Annotated in this window: 21 protein-coding genes; 8 read left to right on the top strand and 13 right to left on the bottom strand. The window is 66.3% G+C overall.

The window, feature by feature from the left end; translation table 11 throughout:
- The first annotated feature begins 89 nt into the window (after nucleotides 1-89).
- Both pmbA and BLW48_RS23060 read left to right on the top strand, forming a co-directional pair.
- Nucleotides 90-1,460 carry a metalloprotease PmbA gene (gene pmbA, locus BLW48_RS23065; protein WP_093177677.1) on the top strand — a complete coding sequence of 457 codons (1,371 nt, stop codon included), beginning with the start codon at nucleotides 90-92 and terminating at the stop codon, nucleotides 1,458-1,460.
- A 39-nt stretch (nucleotides 1,461-1,499) separates the two neighbouring features.
- Complete coding sequence (locus BLW48_RS23060) at nucleotides 1,500-2,447, top strand: helix-turn-helix domain-containing protein (protein ID WP_093057885.1); 948 nt, start codon at nucleotides 1,500-1,502, stop codon at nucleotides 2,445-2,447.
- A 21-nt stretch (nucleotides 2,448-2,468) separates the two neighbouring features.
- Here the strand turns inward: BLW48_RS23060 and BLW48_RS23055 are convergent, their stop codons facing one another.
- Both BLW48_RS23055 and BLW48_RS23050 read right to left on the bottom strand, forming a co-directional pair.
- A complete protein-coding gene (locus BLW48_RS23055) occupies nucleotides 2,469-3,704 on the bottom strand; it encodes an MFS transporter (RefSeq protein WP_093177675.1) in 1,236 nt (411 codons plus the stop codon).
- Between the two features lie 15 nt (nucleotides 3,705-3,719).
- Entirely contained in the window at nucleotides 3,720-4,583 is an 864-nt protein-coding gene (locus BLW48_RS23050) for an alpha/beta fold hydrolase (RefSeq protein WP_093177674.1), read from the bottom strand.
- Nucleotides 4,584-4,868: 285 nt separating this feature from the next.
- On the opposite strand from BLW48_RS23050, the gene BLW48_RS23045 reads away from it, so the two are divergent.
- Genes BLW48_RS23045 through BLW48_RS23025 form a run of 5 tightly spaced genes read left to right on the top strand, consistent with a single transcriptional unit; the run spans nucleotide 4,869 to nucleotide 10,105 of the window.
- Nucleotides 4,869-6,149, top strand: a complete 1,281-nt coding sequence (locus tag BLW48_RS23045) for an ABC transporter substrate-binding protein (RefSeq protein ID WP_093177672.1) — start codon at nucleotides 4,869-4,871, stop codon at nucleotides 6,147-6,149.
- Nucleotides 6,149-7,030, top strand: coding sequence for a carbohydrate ABC transporter permease (locus BLW48_RS23040; RefSeq protein ID WP_093057883.1), 882 nt, complete (start codon nucleotides 6,149-6,151; stop codon nucleotides 7,028-7,030). The genes BLW48_RS23045 and BLW48_RS23040 overlap by 1 nt, the downstream gene beginning before the upstream one ends.
- Nucleotides 7,027-7,875, top strand: a complete 849-nt coding sequence (locus BLW48_RS23035) for a carbohydrate ABC transporter permease (RefSeq protein WP_093057928.1) — start codon at nucleotides 7,027-7,029, stop codon at nucleotides 7,873-7,875. Before BLW48_RS23040 ends, BLW48_RS23035 begins: the two co-directional genes overlap by 4 nt.
- A 32-nt stretch (nucleotides 7,876-7,907) precedes the next feature.
- Entirely contained in the window at nucleotides 7,908-9,011 is a 1,104-nt protein-coding gene (locus BLW48_RS23030) for an ABC transporter ATP-binding protein (protein ID WP_093057927.1), read from the top strand.
- A 41-nt stretch (nucleotides 9,012-9,052) separates the two neighbouring features.
- The gene (locus tag BLW48_RS23025) at nucleotides 9,053-10,105 is read left to right on the top strand and encodes an NAD(P)-dependent alcohol dehydrogenase (RefSeq protein ID WP_093177670.1); all 1,053 of its coding nucleotides are present in this window, start codon (nucleotides 9,053-9,055) and stop codon (nucleotides 10,103-10,105) included.
- On the opposite strand, the gene BLW48_RS23020 is transcribed toward BLW48_RS23025, so the two are convergent.
- A complete protein-coding gene (locus BLW48_RS23020; RefSeq protein ID WP_093177669.1) occupies nucleotides 10,092-10,997 on the bottom strand; it encodes a LysR family transcriptional regulator in 906 nt (301 codons plus the stop codon). The genes BLW48_RS23025 and BLW48_RS23020 overlap by 14 nt on opposite strands.
- Nucleotides 10,998-11,099: 102 nt before the next feature.
- Here BLW48_RS23020 and BLW48_RS23015 point away from each other — a divergent pair, with 102 nt between their 5' ends.
- A complete protein-coding gene (locus BLW48_RS23015; RefSeq protein ID WP_093177667.1) occupies nucleotides 11,100-11,855 on the top strand; it encodes a sulfite exporter TauE/SafE family protein in 756 nt (251 codons plus the stop codon).
- Nucleotides 11,856-11,862: 7 nt separating this feature from the next.
- On the opposite strand, the gene BLW48_RS23010 is transcribed toward BLW48_RS23015, so the two are convergent.
- From BLW48_RS23010 to BLW48_RS22965, 10 genes are all read right to left on the bottom strand, one after another.
- On the bottom strand, nucleotides 11,863-12,342 hold the full coding sequence (locus BLW48_RS23010; RefSeq protein ID WP_256330879.1) for an NUDIX domain-containing protein: 480 nt from the start codon (nucleotides 12,340-12,342) through the stop codon (nucleotides 11,863-11,865).
- Nucleotides 12,342-12,791, bottom strand: a complete 450-nt coding sequence (locus BLW48_RS23005; RefSeq protein WP_093057879.1) for a GatB/YqeY domain-containing protein — start codon at nucleotides 12,789-12,791, stop codon at nucleotides 12,342-12,344. The genes BLW48_RS23010 and BLW48_RS23005 overlap by 1 nt, the downstream gene beginning before the upstream one ends.
- A 110-nt stretch (nucleotides 12,792-12,901) precedes the next feature.
- On the bottom strand, nucleotides 12,902-13,114 hold the full coding sequence (rpsU, locus tag BLW48_RS23000) for a 30S ribosomal protein S21 (protein ID WP_007833691.1): 213 nt from the start codon (nucleotides 13,112-13,114) through the stop codon (nucleotides 12,902-12,904).
- A gap of 111 nt (nucleotides 13,115-13,225) precedes the next feature.
- Complete coding sequence (locus BLW48_RS22995; RefSeq protein WP_093177666.1) at nucleotides 13,226-14,464, bottom strand: BaiN/RdsA family NAD(P)/FAD-dependent oxidoreductase; 1,239 nt, start codon at nucleotides 14,462-14,464, stop codon at nucleotides 13,226-13,228.
- Nucleotides 14,461-15,249: a YaeF family permuted papain-like enzyme gene (locus tag BLW48_RS22990; protein ID WP_093177664.1), complete on the bottom strand. Its 789-nt coding sequence runs from the start codon at nucleotides 15,247-15,249 to the stop codon at nucleotides 14,461-14,463. The genes BLW48_RS22995 and BLW48_RS22990 overlap by 4 nt, the downstream gene beginning before the upstream one ends.
- A complete protein-coding gene (locus tag BLW48_RS22985) occupies nucleotides 15,249-16,379 on the bottom strand; it encodes a sterol desaturase family protein (protein ID WP_093177663.1) in 1,131 nt (376 codons plus the stop codon). Before BLW48_RS22985 ends, BLW48_RS22990 begins: the two co-directional genes overlap by 1 nt.
- 64 nt (nucleotides 16,380-16,443) lie before the next feature.
- The gene (locus BLW48_RS22980; RefSeq protein ID WP_093057875.1) at nucleotides 16,444-17,334 is read right to left on the bottom strand and encodes an ABC transporter permease; all 891 of its coding nucleotides are present in this window, start codon (nucleotides 17,332-17,334) and stop codon (nucleotides 16,444-16,446) included.
- 75 nt (nucleotides 17,335-17,409) lie between these two features.
- Nucleotides 17,410-18,327, bottom strand: a complete 918-nt coding sequence (locus BLW48_RS22975) for an ABC transporter permease (RefSeq protein WP_093057874.1) — start codon at nucleotides 18,325-18,327, stop codon at nucleotides 17,410-17,412.
- Between the two features lie 16 nt (nucleotides 18,328-18,343).
- Nucleotides 18,344-19,612 carry an ABC transporter substrate-binding protein gene (locus tag BLW48_RS22970; RefSeq protein WP_093057873.1) on the bottom strand — a complete coding sequence of 423 codons (1,269 nt, stop codon included), beginning with the start codon at nucleotides 19,610-19,612 and terminating at the stop codon, nucleotides 18,344-18,346.
- Nucleotides 19,613-19,682: 70 nt separating this feature from the next.
- Nucleotides 19,683-20,804, bottom strand: a complete 1,122-nt coding sequence (locus tag BLW48_RS22965) for an ABC transporter ATP-binding protein (protein ID WP_093057872.1) — start codon at nucleotides 20,802-20,804, stop codon at nucleotides 19,683-19,685.
- Nucleotides 20,805-20,846 lie beyond the last annotated feature (42 nt).

The raw sequence follows: 20,846 nt of genomic DNA, 5'->3' as shown, positions 1-20,846 counted from the left end.
GATTCTGGGCCGCACCGTGCGGCGTTGCAACGCGGTGGGAAGCTGGGGAGAAAACGTGAAACAGGGGGCGCAAGTATCATAGCCACCACATGACGACATCCTCCTCGCGCGCCGATTCCGGCTTCGCCTACAGCCGCTCCTTCTTCGAAAACCTGGTCGACACCGCCTTGGCGCATGCCAAAAAGCTCGGTGCCACCGACGCCGGGGCCGAGGCCTCCGAGGGCTGCGGCCTGAGTGTCTCGGTGCGCAAGGGCGAACTCGAGAACGTCGAGCGCAACCGCGACAAGTCGCTGGGCATCACGGTCTACGTGGGCCACCGCCGCGGCAATGCCAGCACTTCCGACTTCTCCGAAGGGGCCATCAAGCAGACCGTTCAGGCGGCCTATGACATCGCCCGCTTCACGGCCGAAGACCCCGTCAGCGGCCTGCCGGACGAGGAAGACATCGCCAAGGTGCACCCCGAACTCGACCTGTTCCACCCCTGGGACGTGACGAGCGAACAGGCCGCCAAGCTGGCGCTGGAGTGCGAAGAAGCGGCCCTGTCGACCGACAAGCGCATCACCAACAGTGAAGGCGCGGGCGTCTCGGCCCAGCAGAGCCACTTCTTCAGCGCCCATACGCACGGCTTTCGCGGCGGCTACGCCAGCTCGCGGCATTCCATTTCGGTGGCGCCCATCGCCGGCAAGGGCGACGACATGCAGCGCGACGCCTGGTACAGCTCCATGCGCTCGGCCGATGAACTGGCCAGCCCGCAGGCCGTGGGCCGCTACGCCGCCGAACGGGCGCTCAGCCGCCTGAAGTCGCGCAAGATCAAGACCACCGAATGCCCGGTGCTGTTCGAGTCGCCGCTGGCCGTGGGCCTGCTGGGCGGGCTGGTGCAGGCCGTGAGCGGCGGGTCGCTGTACCGCAAGAGCACTTTCCTGCTCGATTCGCTGGGCAAGCCCGTGCTGCCCAAGCACGTCGACGTGGCCGAAGACCCGCACGTGCTGCGCGGCAAGGGCAGCTCGCCCTTCGACGACGAAGGCGTGACCACCCGGGCGCGCAAGGTGGTCGATGCCGGCCGCCTCGAAGGCTACTTTCTCTCGACCTACTCGGCCCGCAAGCTGGGCATGAAGACCACCGGCAATGCCGGCGGCTCGCACAACCTGACGCTGAGCTCGCGCCTGACCAAGCACGCCGACGACCTCGACGCCATGCTCGCCAAGCTGGGCACCGGCCTGTTCGTGATCGAGCTGATGGGCCAGGGCGTGAACTACGTGACCGGCGACTACTCGCGCGGCGCCAGCGGCTTCTGGGTCGAGAAGGGCAAGATCGCCTTCCCGGTGCAGGAGATCACCATCGCCGGCAACCTCAAAGACATGCTCATGGGCATCGAGGCCATCGGGGCCGATGCCTACACCTTCGGCGCCAAGACCACGGGATCGGTCCTGGTGAACCGGATGAAGATCGCCGGCAGCTGAGAAAGCACCGCCGGCCACCGCGCGAAGGCTCACAGAACCATGAGACACAACGCAGCGCGCAAGCCGGAACTCGAGCACGAACTGCTGCGCGACCCGAGGCTCGGCTTCGAGCCGGCGGGCGGCAGCTCGGTGCGCTGCCTGCAGCACGGCGTGCCCTGGCCCTTCGACTGCTGGCACTACCACGACGAATACGAGCTGCAGTGCATCAACCGCAGCAGCGGTGACGCCTTCGTCGGCGACCACATCGGCCGCTTCGAGCCCGGCTACGTGGCCCTGGTGGGCGCTCGGCTGCCCCATACCTGGATTTCGCACGACGTGCCGCCCGAAGGCATTGCCGAGCGCAGCATGGTCATCCACTTTCGCGACGAGCCGCTGCGCAAGGGCACCGACCTGTTCCCGGAGCTGAAGGCGGTGCTGCCGATGCTCGACCGCGCCAGGCTGGGCATCGAGTTCTTCGGCATCCACGCGCTGGTGCGCGAACGCTTCCTGCGCGTGCAGGCGCAGGAGGGCATGGCCCGGCTGGCGGAGTTCATCGGCCTGCTGCACGAGCTGGCCCGCTGGCCCGACTGGCGCCAGATTTCGAACACCACAGGCACGGCGAGCGAAGACCCGAGCGCCAACACCCGCATGCGCCGCGTGCTCGACTACCTCGACCAGCACCTGACCGAAGAGCTGTCGCTGCCGGCCGTGTGCGCCGTGGCCAACATGGCCGAAAGCAGCTTCTCGCGCTATTTCCACAAGCACATGGGCGCCACCTTCACCGACTTCGTCACTCGCCTGCGAATCGCCAAGGCCTGCGAGATGCTGCAGACCTCCGACCGGCTGGTGAGCGATATCTGCTACGAGGTGGGCTTCGCGAACCTCGCGAACTTCAACCGGCGCTTCCTGCAGCTCAAGGGCATGACCCCCTCGGCCTACCGCCAGCAGGCGCAGGACCGCTTCGGCCTGCGCACCGCGCAGAACACGCCGCTCGCCACCACGGCCTGAGCTTCCCGGTGCTGAAGCTCATCAGGGGCTGGCATCCTGCGGCGTCAGGTGCCGGGTTGTGGCCCAGAACGCCAGTGCCAGGCCGCTGGTGAGGGCCCCGGCCAGGCAGACGATGTTCCAGCCGCCGTGTGCATACAGCATCGTCGAGGCGATCGATCCGGTGGCGGAGCCGATGGAATAGAAGATCATGTAGCCGGCGGTCAGGCGGCTCTGGGCTTCCGGGCGCACGCGGTAGATCAGGCTCTGGTTGGCAACATGCACCGACTGCAGGCCGAAGTCGATCGTGACGACGCCGACCACCATCGCCCAGATGGACCACGGCAGCATGGCGATGAGCGCCCACGACAGCAGCATCACCGACAGCCCGATGCCGGTAGTGCGCTGTGCGCGGCCCCGGTCCGCCTGGCGGCCCGCGCGCGCAGCGCCCATGGCACCGGCCGCGCCAGCCAGGCCGAACAGGCCCACCTGCGTGTGCGACAGCGAGAACGGCGCCGCCGTGAGCGGCAGCACCATCGGCGTCAGCAGCATCGTGATGGCCATGAAGATCAGCATCGCGAGCACCGCACGGATGCGCAGCACAGGCTCTTCGGCGAAGAGCGTGAACACCGACCGGATCAGCTGCAGGTACGAAATGCGCATCGAAGGCAGTGCGCGCCGAGGAAGCGCCTTCCACAACAGGCCGGAGACGATCAGGGTAGCCGCGGCAGACACCAAATACACCGAGCGCCAGCCGACAAGATCGGACAGCGTGCCCGACACCGCCCGCGCCAGCAGGATGCCGACGATGATGCCGCTGGTGACGATGCCGACCACGCGGCCGCGCTCGCCCGGCGGGGCCATGAGTGCGGCGTAGGCGACCAGCACCTGCGTCACGACGGCCAGCAGGCCCACGGCGGCCATCGCCGGCAACAGGACCGCCGCGCTGGGCGCCAGCGCAACGCAGAGCAGGGCGATCACCGACAGCAACGATTGCCCCACGATCAACTGCCGCCGGTCGATCAGGTCGCCCAGCGGAACGACCAGCAGCAGCCCCAGGCCGTAGCCGACCTGGGTGATGGTGATCACGATGCCGACCGTGGCGGGGCGGATGCCGAAGGTGGCCGCCAGCGTGTCCAGCAGCGGCTGGGCGTAGTAGACGTTGGCCACGGCCAGCCCGCAGGCGACTGCGAACAGCAGCGCCATCGCGGCTGTTATCTGTGGCGTGGCAGTCCGTGTCTGCGCATCACGGGCCGCGGCCGCATCGATGTTCAATTGCATGGCGATGCCCTGCCGTCAGGCACGCAGGGCGTCGTGGAAGCGCTCGATGTGGGCGGCGATCGTTTCGCCCAGTTCTTCGAGCGCGAAATGGCCGGTGTCGAGCAGCTTGAAATCGATCTGCCGTAGGTCGCGCTGGTAGGGATACGCGCCCGACGGTGGAAAGATCACGTCGTTGGCGCCCCATACGACCAGCGTCGGCGGCTGGTGCTGGCGGAAGTAGGCCTGCCAAGCCGGGTAATGCGAGAGATTGCGGCCGTAGTCGTGCAGCAGGGCCGCCATTGCGTCTTTGTTGCCGGGACGGGCCAGCAGGGCGCGTTGCAGCAGCCAGCTGTCGGGGTTGATGCGCGCCGCGTCTTTCACGCCGTGGGTGTAGTTCCATTCCAGGGCTGCGTCCGACATGGCGGCTTCGCGGATCCTGGCGTAGTTGGCCGGCGACGGGTCCCTCCACAGCTCGCGGGCCAGGCCCCAGAAATCGTCCGGCAGGCCTTCTTCGTAGGCGTTGGCGTTCTGCACGACCAGGAAGCTCACTCTTTCGGGGTGGCGGCTGGCCAGCCGGAATCCCACCGGGCCGCCGAAGTCCTGCATGTAGAGGCCGTAGTGCTTCAGGCCGAGTTGTTCCGTGAACTTCTCGACGACGTCGGCGAGGCGATCGAAGGTGTAGCTGAACTCGACGACCGATGGTGCATCGCTGTGGCCGAAGCCGGGGTAGTCGGGTGCGATGACGTGGAAGCGATGGGCCAGCCGTTCGATCAGCTCCCGGTACATGAAGGAGGAGGCCGGAAAGCCATGCAGCAGGAGCAGGGGCGGCAGCGCCGGGTCTCCCGCCTCGCGGTAGAAGATGTTCAGGCCGTCGATGGCGGCGGTGCGGTAGTGGGTCATGGCGGATTCCGGAAAGGGGTGGATGGGGGCGATTGGCGATCGGCCGGTCGCTGCACGTTCTGCTTTCGGCGTTCTCGGTTTCAAAACAAAACCACGCGAATTCTATCTATCTGGTTTTACATTGCAACCGATTGGCGAATTCGTACGCCACCCCCGGCAAAACCCCAAGCCCGCTGGTCATCGAAGTACCAGTCCACCGGCGCGCGTGTACGCAGCGCCCGCCCACGGCTGCATACGCTTCGTCCCTCTCGCAAGCCCTTCACAAACAAGACCAGGAGACGAACGATGACGAACCGAGCCACGCGCTGCATCAAGGCCGGCGCACTGTTGCTGGCGGCATTGGCCGCAGCGGGCCATGCGCAGGCGCAGCAGGCCTGCAAGGACGATGTGCGCGTGCTGTCCCAGCCGCGCGACGGACTGACCCTGCTGGAAAAGTACAAGGACGAGTTCAAGGCGCTGAGCGGCGCGTCGTTCAGCATCGACAACCTCAACGAGAACGACCGCCGCACCAAGACCCGCGCCGACGCCTCGACCGTCGGCAAGTACAACGTGTACTACGTCGACGAGGCCAACGTGCCGCTGTTCGCCCAGTCGAAGTGGATCGTGCCGCTTGCCAGGTACTACCCGGCCGACTACGACTACGCCGACTTCGACCCCGGCCGCCAGAAGGTCGCCACCTTCGACGGCCAGGCCTGGTTTGCGCCGCTCACCGGTGGCGGCGACTTGCTGGTCTACCGAAAGGACCTGCTCGAGAAGGCCGGCATCAAGCCGCCCACCACGCTCGAGGAATTCGCCGAAGCCGCGAAGAAGCTCAACGACCCGGCCCACGGCATCTACGGCGTGGCCCTGCGCGGCCAGCGCGGTTCGGGTGCCAACGTGTGGCGCTGGATGCCGTTCTTCCGCGGCTACGGCGGCCAGTGGTTCGACGGCGACAAGCCCGTGTTCGATTCGCCCGCCGCGGTGAAGGCCACGCAGACCTACCTCGACCTGTTCAAGTACTCGGCGCCCGGCACCAAGACAGGCGGCTGGGACGAGGCCACCGGCGCCTTCCTTGCGGGCAAGGTGGCGATGCTGATCGAGTCGACCCCGCTGGCGGGCAATGCGCTCGACCCCAAGATGTCGACCGTGATCGGCAAGGTCGCCTACCTGCCTCCGCCCACGCCGCTGACCGGCGGCGGCTACGGCCACGGGCTGGCCATCGGTGCCAAGGCCAACAAGACCGAGGAGGCGAAGAAGTGCGCGGGCCTGTTCGTCGCCTGGGCCACTTCCAAGCAGCAGGAGCAGCGCCGCCTCGCCGAAGGCCAGTTCGGCGAGCTCAACCGCACCAGCGTGCTGGGCAGCCCCGAGTTCGCCAAGCGCTACGGCGCCGACCTCGGCAAGGCGCTGGCCGACACCGGCAAGCTCACGGCCGTGAACTTCTGGCAGGACGCCGCCTGGCCCGACCTCGGCGACCGCTGGGGGATCATTCTCGAAGAGCTGATCACCGGCTCGCGCACCGACATCAAGGCCGGCCTCGACGAGCTCGACGCCTACGCGAAGCAACTGATCGCACGGCGCAAGAAGTGATGGCCGCCAGGGAGAAACGAAAAAAGACAAGGCTGCCGGTCGTCTTCATCGGGCCGGGCCTGCTGGTGCTCGCGGTGCTGGCGCTGGTGCCGACGCTGTTCGCGATCGGCATCTCCTTGCAAGACCGCGAGCTCGGGCAGGCCGATTCCAGCTGGGTCTGGCTGTCGAACTACATCCAGCTGTTTTCCGATCGGCGCTTTCTCAACTCCGTGCGGGTGTCGCTGGTGTGGGAGGTGTTGACGGTCAGCGCGACCATGGGGCTCGCGGTGCTGCTGGGTGTGCTGCTGTTCCAGTGCACCACCGCGCGCTGGCGCAACGTGTTGTCGATGCTGTTCATCGTGCCCGTGCTGCTGCCGCGCGTGTCGGCCGCCTTCGTGTGGAAGTTCGCCTTTCATCCGCTGTTCGGACTGCTGACGTATCCGTACAAGGCGATCACCGGCGAGCCGCTGGACCTTCTGGCCAGCCCGCTCACGGCGCTGATGACGGTGGCGTTCGTGGACGTGTGGCAGTGGGGGCTGTTCTTCGCGGTCATCGTGCTGAAGCTGCTCGAGACGCTGCCGCCACAGCCCTTCGAGGCCGCGCGCATGGACCATGCGAAGACCTGGGAGGTGTATGCGTACGTCGCGCTGCCGATGCTGAAGGCGCCACTCATCAGCCTGACGTTCGTGAAGATGGTCGAGTCGTTGCGCGCCTTCGACCTGATCTACGTGATGACGCGTGGAGGGCCCGGCATCTCGACCGAGACGCTGGACATGTACGCCTTCTCGCAGGGCTTCATCGAGTCTGGGCGCATCTCGTATGCGTCGAGCATGGCGGTGCTGATGATGGTCGCGTCGACCGTGGCGTTCACCTACATCTGGAAATGGACGCGACCGAAATGAGCGCTTTGCCAAAAAAGAAAACCCCGTTCTCCCCAGGCACGCTGCTAGCCCGGCTGGTGCTGGTCGCCGCAGGGCTCTCCGCACTGGTGCCGGTGTTCTGGACCTTTCTCAACTCGTTCAAGAACCGGGTGGACATCGTCTCGGCAGTGCCGAAGATCTTCTTTACGCCGACACTGGAGAACTACGTCTACGTGCTGAGCCGCGAGGCCGTGGCGCAGGGGCTGCTCAATTCCATCGTAGTGGTGGGCGCGGCGGTGATCGCCGGCGCGGTGCTCGGGCTGCCGGCTGCCTATGCGCTCGCCCGCTATCCGCTGCGCTGGGCTGACGACATCCAGTTCTTCGTGCTGTCGATGCGCTTCCTGCCGCCCGTGGCCGTGGCCATTCCGCTCATGGTGATCTGGCTGCAGCTGGAGTTGTACGACACGCGCTTCGCGCTGATCGTCACCTATACGCTGCTCACGCTCTCGACCGTGATCTGGCTCGCCATACCGGCCTTCAAGGCCGTGCCGAAAGAGGTGGAAGAAGCGGGCCGCGTCGACGGCTACGGCCCCTACGCGATCTTCTTCAAAGTGGCGCTGCCGATTGCCGCGCGCTCGCTGGTCGGCGCCATCGCCTTCGGCTTCGTGCTGGTGTGGAACGAGTTTCTCATTGCGCTGATGCTCACCACTTCGGACGCGAAGACGCTGCCCATCGTTGCCTCGGAGCTGAGCCAACTGGGGCGTGACGTGCCGTGGGGCATCTTGAATGCCTCGGTCATCCTGCTGTCGCTGCCACCGCTCTTGATGGTCGGCGTGCTCAGCGGCTTCCTCAACGCTGCCTTCAAGCGCAAGCGCGACGCAGCATGAGCCAGATCATTTCCTTTCCCTCGAAGAACAACATGTCCGCAATCAGCTGTCACAACATCATCAAGCGCTACGGCGAAACGCAGGTCGTGCACCAGTTCGACCTCGACGTGTCGGACAACGAGTTTGTCGTGTTCCTGGGCCCCTCGGGCTGCGGCAAGTCGACCATCCTGCGCATGCTCGCGGGGCTGGAAGATATATCCGACGGCGACCTGCTGATCGGCGGCCAGCGCGTGAACGACTTGCCGCCGCAGGAGCGCGGCATTGCCATGGTGTTCCAGAACTACGCGCTCTATCCGCACATGAGCGTGCGCGACAACATCGCGTTCGGCCTCAAGCGCCTGAAGGTGCCCAAGGCCGAGATCGATGCGCGCATCAAGGAGGTGTCGGACACACTGGGCCTGGAGCGGTACCTGCAGCGCAGGCCCACCGAGCTGTCGGGCGGCCAGCAGCAGCGCGTGGCGATTGCGCGCGCCATGATCAAGACGCCCAAGGTGTTCCTGTTCGACGAACCGCTGTCCAACCTCGACGCCAAGCTGCGCAACCACATGCGCATCGAGATAGCCCGGCTGCACCAGGCGCTGAAGACCACCACCGTGTACGTCACGCACGACCAGCACGAGGCGATGACGCTGGCCGACCGCATCGTGCTGCTGCGCGACGGGCGCATCGAGCAGGTCGGCTCGCCGCGCGAGATCTTCGAGCGGCCGCGCTCGGCCTTCGTGGCCGGCTTCATCGGCACGCCGCCGATGAACCTGGTCGAGATGATGGTGCGTGACGCCGATGGCTACTTCGAGCTGGCGGGCCGCGAAGGCACGGTGCGCGTGGACGCGCGCCGCTTCGCACTCGAAGGCCGCGAGCGTGTGACGCTGGGCGTGCGGCCCGCGCACCTGCAGGTCGACACGCAGGGCGGTCGCGGAGGGGGCTTTGCCGGCGAGGTGCAGCTCATCGAGTACCTCGGCAACGAGGTGCTGGTGAGCTTCGGGCAGGGCGAGAGCGAAATCGCTGCGCTGATGCCCTCGGCCCAGTGCCCGCGGCTGCGCGATGCGGTGCGCTTCGTGGCCGACCCGTTGCAGGTGCACCTGTTCGACATCGACACCGGTGCCTCGCTGCTGCGCACCGACACCCCTTTGCATTGACGCACTGACACACCCAAACACCCCTTCAAGGACGAAAAGAAATGAAAGCACTGGTTCTGGAAAAAGCGCATGAACTCAAGCTGCGCGACGTAGACCTTCCCCTGGACATGGGGCCGCGCGACGTGAAGATCCGCATGCACACCGTGGGCGTGTGCGGCAGCGACGTCCACTACTACCAGCACGGCGGCATCGGCCCCTATGTGGTGGAAGATCCAATGATCCTGGGCCACGAGGCCTCGGGCGTGGTGGCCGAGGTGGGGGCGGAAGTCACGCACCTGAAGCCCGGCGACCGCGTATGCATGGAGCCCGGCATTCCGCAAATGGACTCGCGCGCCACGCTCGAAGGCATCTACAACCTCGACCCTGCCGTGCGTTTCTGGGCGACGCCGCCGATCCACGGCTGTCTTACGCCCTTCGTGGTGCACCCGGCGGCCTTCACCTTCCGCCTGCCCGACAACGTGAGCTTCGGCGAGGGCGCCATCGTCGAGCCGCTGGCCATCGGTCTGCAGGCCGCGAAGAAGGCGGCGCTGAAGCCGGGCGACGTGGCGGTGGTCATCGGCGCGGGCACCATCGGCGCGATGACGGCGCTGGCTGCACTTGCGGGCGGCGCGGCACGCGTGATCCTCGCGGACCTCGTGCCGGAGAAGCTGGCGCTGTTTGCGGACAACCCGGCCGTCACCACGGTCGATGTGCGCAACACCAAGCTCGCCGACACCGTGAAGTCGCTGACCGACGGCTGGGGCGCCAACGTGGTGTTCGAAGCCAGCGGCAGCGCGCGCGCCTTCGACGACATCTTCGAGCTGCTGTGTCCCGGCGGCTGCCTCGTGATGGTGGGCATACCCGCTGGCAAGGTGGCCTTCGACATCGTCGCCATCCAGGCGAAGGAAGTGCGCATCGAGTCGGTGTTCCGCTACGCCAACATCTTCCCGCGCGCGCTGGCGCTGATCGCGTCGGGCCAGGTCGACGTGAAGCCCTTCATCTCGCGCACCTTCGCGTTCGAAGATGGCATCGAGGCCTTCGAGGAAGCCGCGGCGGGGCGCGCGACCGACGTGAAGATCCAGATCGAGTTTGGGGAGCCCGTCACTTCCTCGTAGCTTCTTCCGTAGGCGCGATCAGGTGCTCGAGCATGCGCCGGGCATTGAGCGGCAGGTCTTCCGACGAGCGCACGCAGGCCATCAGCGTGCGCTCGGCCCATTTGTCGGCGAGCGAGGCGCGCGCGATCTTCATCGAGCGGGCGCAACGTTCGGCCGCGGTCTGCGGCACGATGCCGACGCCGATGCCGTACTCCACCATGCGGCACACGGCCTCGAAGTTGCGCACGCGCACCCGGTAGGCCAGGTGCTTGCCGAGCGCACGCACATGCTGGGTGATCAGCAGCTGCAGTGCGCTGTCCGCGGGCAGGCCGACGAATTCGCTGTCGACCACGTCGGCCAGCTGCAGGCGCCGGCGTCCGGCAAGGGCGTGGCCGCGTGGCATCACGAGCACGAGGTCGTCGCGGCGGAAGGGATGGCATTCGAGGCCTTCGCTGTCGATGGCGTCCGAGACGATGCCGATGTCGCACAGGCCGGCGCGCAACGCGTCCACCGTGTCGGGGCTGGGGCGCTCCTCAAGGTCGACCGAGATGCGTGGATGCTCGGCGAGAAAGCGGCTCAGCACCTCGGGCAGGTGCTCGGTCAGCGCTGAGGTGCCGCACATGAAGCGCACATGGCCCTTGAGGCCCTGGCCGTATTCACCGAGTTCGCCGCGCAGCCGCTCCATCTGCTGCAGCACGACGCGCGCGTGGTGCAGCAGCGTGCGGCCGGCCTCGGTGGGGCGTACGCCCTGCGCGTGGCGGGTGAGCAGCGGGGAGCCGAGCGTGTCTTCCATGCCGCGCACGCGCTGGCTGGCGGAGGCCAGCGTCATGTGCGAGCGCCCGGCGCCGCCGGTGAGGCTGCCGGCTTCGACGACGTTGAGGAAGAGCCGCAGGTCGGTGAGATCGAATCGCATGGTTCGGCGGAGTGTGCACCAGGAGCCTCAGCCGCAGCCTGAGGCTACCTCTGCGAATGCCCGATTTCCAGAGGCCGGCTTCGTCGGCAGAGTCGTGTCCCGATGACGCATTCGATCGACACAACGAGTTTCTGGGCCGCCGCCGCGGCGGTGTACCTGCTGGCCGGGGTGATCAAGGGCGTGGTCGGCCTCGGGCTGCCGACGGTGTCGATGGCGCTGCTCGCGCTGTGGATGTCGCCGGTACAGGCCGCGGCGCTGCTGATCGTGCCGTCGCTCGTCACCAACATCTGGCAGACCGGGCCGCGCGCGACCTTCATGCCGGTGCTGCGGCGCATCGGCGGCATGCAGGTGGGGGTGGTGATCGGCACGCTGGGCGGGGCGCTGTGGCTGGGCGTGCCGGCGGGGGCCTGGGCTTCGTTCGCGCTCGGGGTGGCGCTGGTCGTCTACGCGGTCTGGGGACTGACCGGGCGGCAGCTTCACGTGACAGACGCGCAGGCGCGCTGGGTGGGGCCTCTGGTGGGCATCGTCACGGGGCTGGTGACGGCGGTGACCGGGGTGTTTGCGGTGCCGGCGGTGCCGTACCTGCAGGCGCTGGGGTTCCAGCGCGATTCGCTGATCCAGGCGATGGGGATCTCTTTCACCACCTCGACGGTGGTGCTGGCCATCGGGCTGGTCGGGAACGGGGGCTATCCGATGTCGGCGATGGGCGGGTCGATCGCCATGCTGGTGCCGGCCATCGGCGGCATGGTGCTCGGGACCTGGCTACGGCAGCGGTTGTCGGTGGCGGTGTTCAAGCGCTGCTTCCTGATCGGGCTGGCGCTGCTGGGCCTATACATGGCCGCGCGCGCCGGGCTGTGAGCCGAAGTCAGGCTGCCAGCAGCAGGGCAGCGCGAACGCGCTCGATAGTCTGGCGGTAGGGCAGGGCGAAGTCGTCGAGTGCATCGCCCGCTTCGAGCCAGCGAAACGCGAACACCAAGCCTTCTTCTTCAGGGCTGCCCGTGGCCATGTGCGTGAAGGTTTCAGGCAGGGCGCCTTGGGCGCGCATCAGGAACAGGTGCCACAGCTGCGGGTGGCGGTGCGTGTTGCCTTCGACGCCGGCTTCGCATTCGCGGTGCAGCGTGCCCAGCGATTGCAGCGGGCCGGTGTAGTCGAGGCCCGATTCCTCGAGCAGTTCGCGGCGCACCGCCACTTCAGGCGATTCACCGGGCTCGATGGTGCCCTTGGGCAGCTGCATGTTGCCATCCTCGGGATGGCGGAACACCAGCAGCCGGCCCCGCGCGTCAACCATGCAGGCGCAGGCCTTGGGGATCGTGGCGGAGGGGCTGCTGCCGGTGTTGTTCATCATCAGGCGCCCGTCAGAGCGGCCTTGACCGCTGCGCTGACCTGGCCCATGTCGGCCTTGCCGGCGAGGCGGGTCTTGACCACGCCCATCACCTTGCCCATGTCGCCGGGGCCGCTGGCGCCCAGCTCGGCCACGATGGCCTTCACGGCGGCCACCGTTTCATCGGCGCTCATGCGTTGGGGCAGGTAGGCCTCCAGCACCTTGATCTCGGCAGCTTCCTTGTCGGCCAGATCGGGGCGGCCACCGGTGGTGAAGGCCGCGATCGAGTCCTTGCGCTGCTTGACCATCTTGTCGACGATGGCGACGACCATGGTGTCGTCGAGTTCCACGCGCTCGTCGACTTCCTTTTGCTTCAGGGCCGCGAGCAGCAGGCGGATGGTGGCCAGGCGCTCGGAGTCCTTGGCGCGCATCGCCGTCTTCATGTCTTCGGTGATTTGTTCTTTGAGAGTCATTCGGCAACCTTTCGGAAAAAACAAAAGCCGCGGCAGGTTTCCCTGGCGCGGCTGAGGCAACGGGGCGGCGGTGCTGACTTTCGTCTGGAGCCGGCCGCCCTGGGTGTTGCTTAGTACAGCTTCTTGGGCAGCTGCATGCTGCGCACGCGCTTGTAGTGGCGCTTGACCGCGGCGGCCTTCTTGCGCTTGCGCTCGGCGGTCGGCTTTTCGTAGAACTCGCGGGCGCGCAGGTCGGTCAGCAGGCCGAGCTTTTCGATGGTGCGCTTGAAACGGCGCAGTGCGACGTCGAAGGGCTCGTTTTCTTTAACGCGGATGGTGGTCATTGATGAATCGTTGAAATGAATTTGGCCTGGAGAGATCGAGGCCCCAAGCCGGGGTTCCTCAACTGAAAACTTTTTGCGGCCGTTGAGGGGAGGCCAAGAGTTAGCCCGCGATTATAGCGCGGTTGCGCACGCGTGGGCGCTCGCCCAGGCCCATTGGAAGTTGTATCCGCCCAACCAGCCGGTCACATCGACCACTTCGCCGATGAAATACAGGCCCGGCTGCTTCGATTCCATGGTCTGGGACGACAGGTCGCGGGTGTCGACACCGCCGGCCGTGACCTCGGCTTTTTTGTAACCTTCGGTGCCGCTGGGGGTGATCTGCCAGCGGGCGATGCGCTCCGACAGGGCGGCCAGCGCCTTGTCCGCAGCTTCGTTGACGGGGCGCTGCAGCGCCGGATCCTGCCCGACCCAGGCGTCGGCCAGCCGGGAGGGCACCAGCGTGGCCAGTTCGTTGGCGATGCGTTTCTTCGAGCGCAGCTTGGCTTCGCCCAGCGCCTCTGCCACGTTCACGCCGGGCGCGAAATCCAGCGTGAGCGGGGTGCCGGGCTTCCAGTAGCTCGAAATCTGCAGCACCGCCGGGCCCGACAGGCCTCGGTGGGTGAAGAGCAGGTCCTCGAGGAAGGCCATCTTTTCCTTCTTCGCCCCGGTCTCGATGCGCACCGGCAGCGCCAGGCCGGCCAGTTCGGCATACGGCGCCCAGCCTTCGCCGCCGAAGGTCAGCGGCACCAGCGCCGGACGGGGGGTGACGAGGCGCAGGCCGAACTGCTCGGCAAGGCGGTAGCCGAAGTCGCTGGCGCCGATCTGCGGGATCGACAGGCCGCCCGTGGCCACCACGATCTTCGGCGCTTCGATCAGCCCGCGATCGCTCTCGATTTGATAGCTGCCAGCGCCCGATGCATCGGCATCAGCGCTAGAAAACTCAATCTTCCCGACCTTGCACGGCTGCCATCGCTCGACCCCACCCGCCGCGCATTCCGCCAGCAGCATGTCGACGATCTGCTGCGACGAGCCGTCGCAGAACAGCTGCCCCTTGTGCTTCTCGTGGAAGGCAATGCCGTGTTTCTGCACCAGCTCGATGAACTGCTGCGGCGCGTAGCGCGACAGCGCCGAGCGGCAGAAATTCGGGTTGTCGCCGATGAAGTGGCGCTGCGGTGCGCGCACGTCGAGATCGCGGTTCGTGAAATTGGCTCGCCCGCCGCCCGAGATGCGGATCTTCTCGCCCACCTTTTCGCTGTGGTCCACCACCAGCACCCTGAGCCCGCGCTGGCCCGCCACGCCGGCGCAGAACAGCCCGGCAGCCCCGGCGCCGATCACGACGACGTCGAAGCGCGATGAAGCTGCCGCGCTCAAGGGCCGTCTGCCGCGAGCAGCGGCGGCGGGTTGTATTTCAGGTGGCCCACGTAGCGCAGCGGCTGCGTGGCGGCAATGGAGGGCACGTCGCCCTCGCGCATGTGCAGCAGGTCGGACGGGCTCACCCAGCGCGGGTCGGCGCTGGTGATCGGCAGGCCAGCCTGTTTGTAGGCCTCGAGCACGAACTGCGAGCAGAAGAACTGGTCGTCGCGGCTCGCACCCAGCTGCACCATCGCCATGCCGCTCACGCAGTAGTTGCTGACCGCGCTTGGCACCAGCGGCAGTTCGCACAGGCGCCGGTTCAGCACGAAAGGCGCGTTCAGCAGCACGCCCACGGTGTTGTAGCGCGCGCCGACCTGCGACAGCGCCCATTCGCGCATGCGCCCGGCGCCGGCTTCGTCGACGCCCGGCACGCGAAAGGCCACCACCATCTGCTCTTCATCGACCAGATCGGCCAGTGGCCGCGCGCGCACGCCGGTGCCCACGGCTTCGGCGATCTGGCCGTCGCCGAGGTACAGCACCGCGTGGCTCACCGGCGAGAAGGTGCCCAGCCGGATGCCGAAGGAATTCACCGTGGCGATGGAGGTCAGCAGGATGTCGCCGGGCTCCAGCGCGTCGGCCGCGATGAGTTCGCCGCCGTTGCCTGGCGCGATGACCGAGCTCTGCACCCGCAGACGCAAGCCGGCATCCTTGGTCGGCAGGTCGATGCGAGTGGCGCAGGCCGTGAGCAGCAGGGCTGCGCCCGCGGCAACGACGACCGCGGCGGTCTTGAACGCGGCGCGCATCAGCCCTTCCAGATGAACGGAAACTTCAGCTGCTTGAAGAAGCCGTTGGGCACGTAGTCGCCCAGCACGCCGTATTTTTCGGGCCAGAGCTTGGTGCTCTTCACCGCGGTGCCGAAGATGTAGTCTAGAAAGGCGTAGTGCGCCGCGTAGTTCTTGTCGAGTGCTTCCTGGTCCTGGCTGTGGTGCCAGTGGTGGAAGTTGGGCGTCACGATCAGGTAGCGCAGCGGACCGAGCCGCACGCTCACGTTGCAGTGGTTGAACACCGCCTGGAAGCCCACCACCACGATGTAGGCGTCGATCACGTCCTTGCTGAAGCCCAGTACGTAGATGGGCGCCAGCACCAGCGTGCGCGTGATCAGCAGTTCGAGGATGTGCTGGCGCGAGCCCGCCATCCAGTCCATGCTCTTCACGCTGTGGTGCACCGCGTGCAGGCGCCACAGCACCGGCACCTCGTGGTAGGCGCGATGCGTCCAGTACTGCACGAGGTCGGCCACCAGAACGATCAGCAGCAGCCCCGCCCAGAACGGCAGGTTGCCCACCCAGCCACGAATGCCGTCATTGGCGGCCCAGCCGAAGAGCTTGTGCACCATCAGGTTGGTGGCCAGCAGCACGAAGCCCACGATCATGTGGTTCACCACGAAGTGATGGAAGTCGGTCTGCCACTCTTCGCGGAACACGGGCTGGTCTTTGCGCAGCGCAAAGAGTTTCTCGATGAAGATGAAGATCAGCGACGAGCCCAGCAGGTCGAGGATGAACCAGTCGAGCCCGATGTACGGCGTGTTGTCCGCGAAGTCGTGCACCGGCACCTTGTGCCCGCCGAGCAGCGCCGACGCCACCACCAGCAGGAACGCCGCCGACGAGAGCCAGCGCGAGCGGTTGAAGATGATGTTGACCAGCGACAGCCCACCCGCGATGACCAGCGCCGCCAGCAGGATGTAGCGCATCACGTCGACGTTGTAGCTCTTGCGCAGTTCGGGCGTGGTGAGGTACTGCGGAAAGTGGAAGGCCAGTACGCCGAGGAAGCACAGGATGGCCAGGCTCAGCGCGATGGTGCCTGTGACCAGCCCTTGGCCACGGCGCAGTTCGCCGTGGTTATGGGTGAATTCGTTGAGTTTGTCGATGTCCAGCATGCCCGCCTCTCTCGCTTGTACTTTGTGTTGGAGCGCGATTTTAGAGGCGGCTGTAGGAAAAATCTCACCTGGGCCGCACAGCCCTGCGGCGCAGCAGCGCGGCCGAGCCCAGCGCCACGGCCATCACGAGCAACGACACGACGGTGGTCACCGTGCCCAGCGCATAGATCGACGGCGTGGTGACGGTCGACGTCAGGCCCTGCAGCTCGAGCGGCAGCGTGTTGACGTCGCCGATGGCCTGCGAGGTGCGGGCGATCTCGTCCCACGACAGCGTGAAGCCGAACATGCCGATGCCCACGATCGACGGGCCGATCAGCGGCAGCACCACGAAGCGAAAGGTCTGCCACGGCGTGGCGCCGAGGTCGCGCGCGGCTTCTTCGTAGGCGGGGTTGAAGCGATTGAACACCGCGAACATGATGAGCAGGCCGAAGGGCAGCGTCCAGGTCAGGTGCGCGCCGAGGGCGGAACTGAACAGGCCCAGCGCGGTGCCGTAGCCTTCGAGCAGCGTGGTCGCGTCCATCGCCGTCAGCACGCTCTTGATGCCCGTGTCGATCAGCCGGAACTGCAGGCCGATGCCGAGCGAGATGATGATCGACGGCATGATGAGGCTGGCCACCGTGACGAAGAACAGGGCGTTGCTGCCCGCGAGCTTCTTGCGGAACGCCAGGCCTGCCAGCACCGACAGCACGACAGTGAAGGCCATCACCACCGCGCCCAGCGCGAGCGAGCGCCTGAAGGCCGCGCCGATGTCCACTGTGCCCAGCCCTTCAGCCAGCTTGTAGAACCAGTGCAGCGAGACGCCGCGCAACGGGAAGGTGAGACCGCCCTCGGGGCCCTGGAAGCTGAGCACGAAGATCGTGATCATCGGGCCGTAGAGGAACAGCACGAACAGGGCGAAGACCGTGGCGAGAGGCCAGAAGCCGGGGCTGCGTTGTTCGCCTATGCGTTGGCTCATTTGTATTTTTCCTTCAGGGCGTGAGCGCGCCCCGAACGACGCACCCCAAACAGAACGGAAGAATCCAGGTTCACCCTAGAGCTCCTTTCGAATGTCGACCAGCCGCGTCAGCCCCCAGATGATCATCAGCACGACAGCCAGCAGGATCATCGCGTTGGCCGCAGCCAGCGGAAACTGCAGGTACGAGGTCTGCACCTGGATGATCTTGCCGATAGAGGCGATCTGCTGGCCGCCCATCACGCCGATGGTGACGAAGTCGCCCATCACGATGGTGATGACGAAGATCGACCCGATCAGGATGCCCGTGCGCGACAGCGGCACCACCACGTTCCACAGCGTCTGCCAGCCCGAGGCGCCCGCATCGCTGGCTGCTTCGAGCAACGAGCGGTCGATGCGCATCATGCTGTTGAAGATCGGCACGATCATGAACATCGTATAGAGGTGCACGAAGGCCAGCACCACCGAGAAATCGGAGAACAGCAGCCACTCCACAGGCTGGTTCACGAGGCCCAGGCCCATGAGCGCCTGGTTGACCAGCCCGTTGCGTCCCAAGAGCGGCACCCACGAGATCATGCGGATCACGTTCGAAGTCCAGAAGGGCACCGTGCACAGCACGAACAGCACCGTCTGCATGGTCGACGAGCGCACGTGGAACGCCAGGAAGTACGCAACCGAAAAACCGATCAGCAGAGTGATGCCCCACACCAGCACGCAGAACTTGAACGTGCTCAGGTAGGTGTTGAGCGTGACGCACAGGTCGCCGTTGTCGGTGAGGCGCGAGCAACCCTCGAACAGGCTCAGGTAGTTGCGCAGCGTGACCGCAGGGATCAGCTCGTATTCGTTGAAGTTCCACAGGCTGACCATCGCGACCAGCGCCAGCGGAACCAGGAAGAACAGCAGGAACACCAGCGCGAACGGCGCCGCCTGCCACCATGCTTTCACAGCATGGATGGGCGTGGTGGCGACGGACGCGCTGGTCGAAGGAGCGCTCACAGGCTCAGGTCGAAGGTCAGGCCGCGACGAACTCGTTCCACTTGCGGACCATGTACTCGTTCTCGTCCATCACGGCGTTCCAGCAGGCGATGCCGCCCATGCGCTGTTCGTAGCTGCCGCCGTCGCGCACCGAGCCTGCCTTGGCGATCACGTCGCCCTGCGGGCTCTTGATGTCCTGCGCGGCGGGCTTGCCTTCCATCCAGTAGGCCCACTCGTAGGCTTCCATCTTGGTCTTGGCGGTGTCGAGCACGGCGCTGTAGTAGCCCTGGCGGTTGAGGTACGCACCGGCCCAGCCGTCGAGGAACCAGTTGATGAACTCATAGGCGCCGTCGAGCTTCTTGCCCGAGAGCGTGGCCGGCAGGCCGAAGCCCGAGGCCCAGGCGCGATAGCCTTCCTTCAGCGGCTGGAAGGTGCAGTCGATGCCCTTGCTGCGCACGGCCGTGACGGCGGGCGACCACATCGACTGGATCACAACCTCGCCCGAGGCCATGAGGTTCACCGACTCGTTGAAGTCTTTCCACAGCGCGCGGAACTGGCCGGCCTTCTTGGCTTCGATCAGGGTCTTGATCGTCAGGTCGATCTCGGCCTTGGTCATGTTGCCCTTGTCGGCGTACTTGTGGATGCCCTTGGCCTCCACCACCATCGCGGCGTCCATGATGCCGATCGACGGAATGTTCAGGATCGCGGTCTTGCCCTTGAACTCGGGGTTCAGCAGCTCGGCCCACGAAGAGATCGGGCGCTTGATCAGGTCGGGCCGGATGCCCAGGGTGTCGGCGTTGTAGGTGGTCGGGATCAGCGACATGAACTGCGTGGCCGACTTCGCGAAGACCTTGCTCTTCTCGCCTTCGAGATAGATCACCTTGACCGGCGCCGTGCCCTGGCTGCCGACCTTCTTGCCCGCAACTTCGCCCTTGGTGAAGAGCGAGGTGATCTTGTCGGCGTTCTTCACGCGCTTGGTGTCGATGCCCTTCAGGTTGCCGGTCGGCACGATCTTCTTGAGCGAGAAGAACTCGGTGTCGATCAGGTCGAAGCTGTTGGGCGCGGTCACGGCTCGCTTGGTCACGTCGTCGGTGGTCACGGCCACGTACTGGATCTCGATGCCGGTGTCGGCCTTGAATTTTTCGGCAATCGCCTTGTCCTGGTTCACCGCGGTGCCGAGGTAGCGCAGCACGATCTTTTCCTGCGCATGCACGAAGGGCGCGATGCCCGTGGCCAGGATGCCGGCCGTGCCTTGCAGGAGGGTGCGGCGCTTGACGCCGTTGGACGAGTCGATGGAATCGGTCATGGCTGAGTCTCCAGAGAAAAAAGTGGAAAGAAACGAACGCAGGAAAAAGAGAAGCAGGTTGCGGATGCGCTCACAGGGTCATGGCGAGCGCGGCCGTGTCGTCGCGCTGGCGAGCCCCGGCGTTGGCGGGCGCCGAAGCCCGCTCGCCCGGTGGCTTGACGCCGGGGCCGAGCACGCGCGCGTCGGCTTCGGCCCATGAGAGGCGCACCGCCTCGCCGTGCGCATAGGGGCGCGCGAGGAAAGCGGCTTCGCCGAGCAGCACAGAGACGTTCTGGCGCCCGGCGGCAGCGCCTTCGAGCGCCAGGCCGAGCAGCACGTAGGTGCCCTGGTATTCGACGTCGGTAACGGTGGCGGCAAGGGCAGTGCCAGCCGCGTCGCCCTCCGAAGCCGCGGCAATCCGCATGCGGTCGTTGCGCACCGCGATCGGGCCGGCCGGCGTGTCGAACACGTTGTGGCCGCCCATGAAGCGCGCCACGAACTCGCTCGCCGGGTGGTTGTAGACCGCGTGCGGCGAGCCGACCTGCTCGATCACTCCGTGGTTCATCACCACCATGGTGTCGGCCAGCGCCATTGCCTCTTCTTGCGAGTGCGTGACGTGCACGAAGGTCAGGCCCAGTTCCTTCTGCCAGCGCCGCAACTCGGCGCGCATCTGGATGCGCAGGAAGGGGTCGAGCGCCGACAGCGGCTCGTCGAGCAGCAGCACGCGCGGCTCGGTGATGAGTGCTCGCGCCAGCGCCACGCGCTGCTGCTGGCCGCCGGAAAGCTCACCGGGCTTGCGGTTGGCCAGGTGACCCATCGCCACGCGTTCGAGCAGGTCGTTGGCACGCTTGTGGCGCTCGGCCTTGCCGACGCCTTTCATCTTGAGGCTGAAGGCCACGTTGTCGGTGGCCGAGAGGTGCGGGAAGAGGGCGAAGCTCTGGAACATCATCGCCGTGCCGCGCGCGGCCGCGGGCAGGTCGGTGATGTTGCGGTTGTCCAGCAGGATGTCGCCGCTGGTGACGGACTCGTGGCCCGCGATCATGCGCAGCGTGGTGCTCTTGCCGCAACCCGAAGGGCCGAGCAGGCAGCAGTAGCTGCCGCTGGCGATGCGCAGGTCTATCTGGTCGACGGCAGCCGGTGTGCCGGGGGCATAGCGCTTGGTGAGCGCGACGATCTCGACTGCGGCGGGTTCGGGCGTGGCGACGGCATTCATTGCCGATGGCTCAGCACGATCCATGCCACGTTGTGGTGCGCG

Origin of the sequence: Variovorax sp. YR266 (assembly GCF_900107295.1) — a bacterium.
Classification (GTDB): Bacteria; Pseudomonadota; Gammaproteobacteria; order Burkholderiales; family Burkholderiaceae_C; genus Variovorax.
This window is presented reverse-complemented; position numbering and strand designations above follow the sequence as displayed.

What these genes read in the sequence shown, in the direction of transcription:
- pmbA (WP_093177677.1), top strand. Translation starts at nt 90, where the DNA reads ATGACGACATCCTCCTCGCGCGCCGATTCCGGCTTCGCCTACAGCCGC.
- BLW48_RS23060 (WP_093057885.1), top strand. Translation starts at nt 1,500, where the DNA reads ATGAGACACAACGCAGCGCGCAAGCCGGAACTCGAGCACGAACTGCTG.
- BLW48_RS23055 (WP_093177675.1), bottom strand. Translation starts at nt 3,704, where the DNA reads ATGCAATTGAACATCGATGCGGCCGCGGCCCGTGATGCGCAGACACGG.
- BLW48_RS23050 (WP_093177674.1), bottom strand. Translation starts at nt 4,583, where the DNA reads ATGACCCACTACCGCACCGCCGCCATCGACGGCCTGAACATCTTCTAC.
- BLW48_RS23045 (WP_093177672.1), top strand. Translation starts at nt 4,869, where the DNA reads ATGACGAACCGAGCCACGCGCTGCATCAAGGCCGGCGCACTGTTGCTG.
- BLW48_RS23040 (WP_093057883.1), top strand. Translation starts at nt 6,149, where the DNA reads ATGGCCGCCAGGGAGAAACGAAAAAAGACAAGGCTGCCGGTCGTCTTC.
- BLW48_RS23035 (WP_093057928.1), top strand. Translation starts at nt 7,027, where the DNA reads ATGAGCGCTTTGCCAAAAAAGAAAACCCCGTTCTCCCCAGGCACGCTG.
- BLW48_RS23030 (WP_093057927.1), top strand. Translation starts at nt 7,908, where the DNA reads ATGTCCGCAATCAGCTGTCACAACATCATCAAGCGCTACGGCGAAACG.
- BLW48_RS23025 (WP_093177670.1), top strand. Translation starts at nt 9,053, where the DNA reads ATGAAAGCACTGGTTCTGGAAAAAGCGCATGAACTCAAGCTGCGCGAC.
- BLW48_RS23020 (WP_093177669.1), bottom strand. Translation starts at nt 10,997, where the DNA reads ATGCGATTCGATCTCACCGACCTGCGGCTCTTCCTCAACGTCGTCGAA.
- BLW48_RS23015 (WP_093177667.1), top strand. Translation starts at nt 11,100, where the DNA reads ATGACGCATTCGATCGACACAACGAGTTTCTGGGCCGCCGCCGCGGCG.
- BLW48_RS23010 (WP_256330879.1), bottom strand. Translation starts at nt 12,342, where the DNA reads ATGATGAACAACACCGGCAGCAGCCCCTCCGCCACGATCCCCAAGGCC.
- BLW48_RS23005 (WP_093057879.1), bottom strand. Translation starts at nt 12,791, where the DNA reads ATGACTCTCAAAGAACAAATCACCGAAGACATGAAGACGGCGATGCGC.
- rpsU (WP_007833691.1), bottom strand. Translation starts at nt 13,114, where the DNA reads ATGACCACCATCCGCGTTAAAGAAAACGAGCCCTTCGACGTCGCACTG.
- BLW48_RS22990 (WP_093177664.1), bottom strand. Translation starts at nt 15,249, where the DNA reads ATGCGCGCCGCGTTCAAGACCGCCGCGGTCGTCGTTGCCGCGGGCGCA.
- BLW48_RS22985 (WP_093177663.1), bottom strand. Translation starts at nt 16,379, where the DNA reads ATGCTGGACATCGACAAACTCAACGAATTCACCCATAACCACGGCGAA.
- BLW48_RS22980 (WP_093057875.1), bottom strand. Translation starts at nt 17,334, where the DNA reads ATGAGCCAACGCATAGGCGAACAACGCAGCCCCGGCTTCTGGCCTCTC.
- BLW48_RS22970 (WP_093057873.1), bottom strand. Translation starts at nt 19,612, where the DNA reads ATGACCGATTCCATCGACTCGTCCAACGGCGTCAAGCGCCGCACCCTC.
- BLW48_RS22965 (WP_093057872.1), bottom strand. Translation starts at nt 20,804, where the DNA reads ATGAATGCCGTCGCCACGCCCGAACCCGCCGCAGTCGAGATCGTCGCG.